At 54.4% G+C, this 3,077-nt stretch carries 4 protein-coding genes; all 4 read left to right on the plus strand.

Annotated elements, in window-relative coordinates; all coding sequences use genetic code 11:
- Window positions 1-314, plus strand: a 314-nt coding sequence (locus ACYZYZ_RS03375; RefSeq protein ID WP_461483246.1) for a F0F1 ATP synthase subunit A, incomplete at its 5' end; no start/stop codon positions are given.
- Window positions 307-573, plus strand: coding sequence for an ATP synthase F0 subunit C (gene atpE, locus ACYZYZ_RS03380; RefSeq protein WP_305169397.1), 267 nt, complete (start codon window positions 307-309; stop codon window positions 571-573). The genes ACYZYZ_RS03375 and atpE, both read left to right, overlap by 8 nt.
- A 48-nt stretch (window positions 574-621) precedes the next feature.
- Entirely contained in the window at window positions 622-1,398 is a 777-nt protein-coding gene (locus tag ACYZYZ_RS03385) for a F0F1 ATP synthase subunit delta (protein WP_461483247.1), read from the plus strand.
- A gap of 16 nt (window positions 1,399-1,414) precedes the next feature.
- Window positions 1,415-2,908, plus strand: a complete 1,494-nt coding sequence (locus tag ACYZYZ_RS03390) for a F0F1 ATP synthase subunit alpha (protein WP_461483248.1) — start codon at window positions 1,415-1,417, stop codon at window positions 2,906-2,908.
- Window positions 2,909-3,077 lie beyond the last annotated feature (169 nt).

A 3,077-nucleotide genomic window follows, 5' to 3' on the forward strand; every position in this document is an offset into this window, starting at 1 on the left:
AGGGGCTGAAGCCCTACCTGAAACACTATCTGTCCCCGAGCCCGATCCTGTTGCCATTCCACCTGATCAGTGAGGTTACCCGCACCGTGGCCCTCGCCGTGCGGCTGTTCGGCAATATCATGAGCCTTGAAATGGCAGCACTGCTGATTTTACTGGTGGCCGGATTTCTAGCCCCGGTCCCTATTCTTATGTTGCACATTATCGAGGCGCTGGTTCAGGCCTATATCTTTGGCATGCTGGCGCTGATTTATGTCGCTGGCGGAATCCAGTCCCAACAATCCCGACAAGCACGGCAAGGAGATGACAATGCCTGATTTATCCACTTTTACCCTGGCCTCGACTGTGGCCGCCGTCTTCGGTGTTTCACTGGGCGTCATGATGCCCGCCATTGCTATGGGCTGGGCCATCAGCCGTGCGCTGGATGCCTTGTCTCGTCAACCGGAGGCTGAACGCTCTATCATGCGTACCCTGTTTATCGGGCTAGCGATGATTGAATCCCTGGCTATTTACGTGCTGGTCATTGTACTGATCATCCTGTTCCGAAACCCGCTGCTGGAATACCTGACTCAGTAGGGCTGATTGCAACGTCATGCAACTCGAGATTCGAGAAGGATACTGTTCGTGGAATTGAACTGGTCGACCTTTCTGCTGGAAATCATCAATTTTCTGGTGTTGCTTTGGATTCTCAAGCACTTCCTATACAAGCCAGTGCTGAACATCATTGCCAAGCGACAGGAAGGTGTCGACAAAGTACTTGATGATGCCCAGACCTTGCGTAGCGAAGCCGAGACTATGCAACAACAATACGAAGCCCGGCTGGATCATTGGGAGCAGGAACGTCAGCAGGCACGCGATACGCTGAAACGGGAGCTGGAAGCTGTCCGCAACAAAAAGCTGGAAGAGCTGAAATCGACACTTGTTCTGGAACGGGAAAAAATTCGGGTGGCAGATGCCCAGCGGCTTGCAGATCAACAGCGGAAGATGGAGGCGACTGCCATGGCACATGGTGCCCAGTTTGCCGGGCAGCTGCTTAAACAAGCCGCAGGGCCTGAAGTAGAAGCGCACCTTGTAAATCTGGTTATTGCCGAACTGGGGCAACTGACCACGGACCAACTGAAAGCCCTTCACTCACACAATGGGGCCGGCCCCAGCCAGGTTATAGTGCAGAGCGCCCACCCCCTCTCGCAAGAACAGCGCCAACTTCTTCAACAGGTCATTAACCAGAATGGTTGGCAGGCCGAGCTGGTATTTAAAGAAGAGCCCGAGTTGCTGGCGGGCCTGCACATCGCCATGGGTGCCTGGGTACTGGCAGCCAACCTTCGCGACGAACTGAGGGGCTTTGCAGAATTAACAGCCTTGAGCGATAAAAACAGCCTTGAGCGGGAATCACAGCCTTGAGCGAGCAACAGCAGCCATGAGCAATAAACCCTCAACAGAAAATCGCCCCCTGCAACAGCAGGCCGAATGGTTGGAAACATACCAGCCCGGCCTGCGTATTCATGAGCAGGGAGCAGTAGTTTCTGTGGGTGATGGCATTGCCTGGATTGCCGGTCTGCCCTCCGCAGCCATGGATGACGTGCTGATATTTGCCGATGGCAGCCGTGGCATGGTGTTCGATCTTAATGAAGACATGATCGGTGCCGTGCTGTTGAGTGAGACGGATGCACTCACGTCCGGCACGACAGTGCAGAGAACCGGGAGAACGTTAAGTATTCCAGTAGGGGACGGGTTGCTGGGCAGAGTCGTCGATCCACTCGGCAATCCACTCGACGGGGGAGAACCACCGGCTCATTCGCGCTGGCAACCCCTTGAATCCCAATCTCCGCCCATCATTGCCCGGGATTTTGTTCACCGCCCCCTGTATAGCGGTATAAAAATCATCGACACCATGGTGCCCATTGGCCGGGGTCAACGACAATTACTGATTGGCGATGAGGGGCTGGGCCGCAGCGCAGTGGCTATTGATACGGTGATCAACCAGAAGGATCAGGATATTTACTGCGTCTATGTGTTGATCGGCCAGAAACGCTCCACCGTCGTCAACACCATTGATACGCTGAAAGAATTTGGTGCTCTGTCATACACCACGGTCGTGGCGGCTGAAGCCAGCGGCCTGCCAGGACTTCAGCAACTAGCCCCCTTCGCAGGCTGCGCCATTGCCGAATACTGGATGCAGCAGGGGCGGGATGTTCTAGTGGTTTATGACGACCTCTCCACCCACGCGAGAACCTATCGAGAACTGTCACTACTGTTGCGCCGTCCGCCTGGGCGCGAAGCCTACCCCGGCGATATTTTTTCTGTACACGCCCGCTTGCTGGAAAGAGCGACTTGCCTCAATGCGACCCATGGTGGTGGCAGTATGACGGCTCTGCCCATTGTCGAGACAAAGCTGGGTGAGATCGCGGCCTACATTCCCACCAACCTGATTTCCATCACTGATGGCCAGGTTTATCTTGATCGCAGCCTGTTTGCCAGCGGTTTTCGGCCCGCGATTGATATCGCCCTGTCTGTGTCGCGAATTGGCGGACAGGCTCAGCACCCCAGCATCAAGGAAGAGGCTGGGCGGATGAAACTGGACTACCTGCAATTCCAGGAACTGGAAGTGTTCACTCGTTTTGGAGCTCGCCTTGAGGCATCAATGGAATCTGCCATTCGTCGCGGAAAACTGCTGCGTCAGATTCTCAAACAGGATCAACTGTCACCACTACCAGCCACCTGCCAAATGGCGTGGCTGGTTGCCTTCAACAACCATTTATTGGATGACATTGACATTGAACAGGTGGCCACGCACCTGCAACACATCTATGAACAGGTACGTGCCAGCGATCTCAACCTGAACAGCCCAAAAGAATCCTGGCTTAACGCTATCTCCGGTTGGTTAAACAACACACCTCTGGACAGTGTCTGATGAGCCGGCGCCGCAGCCTTGAAAAGCACCGCCAAAGCCTGACGGAAATTCTCATAGAAAATGACCTCACCCATTTGTTGATCAAATCAGATTCCCCGGGCGATCCACTTCATATTAACGACGTACAACCAGTGTTGGAAGATGGACCGCATATGCTCAAAGGGGATGT

It is taken from the genome of Porticoccus sp., from assembly GCA_023261185.1.
GTDB classification, from domain to species: Bacteria; Pseudomonadota; Gammaproteobacteria; order Pseudomonadales; family Porticoccaceae; genus Porticoccus; species Porticoccus litoralis.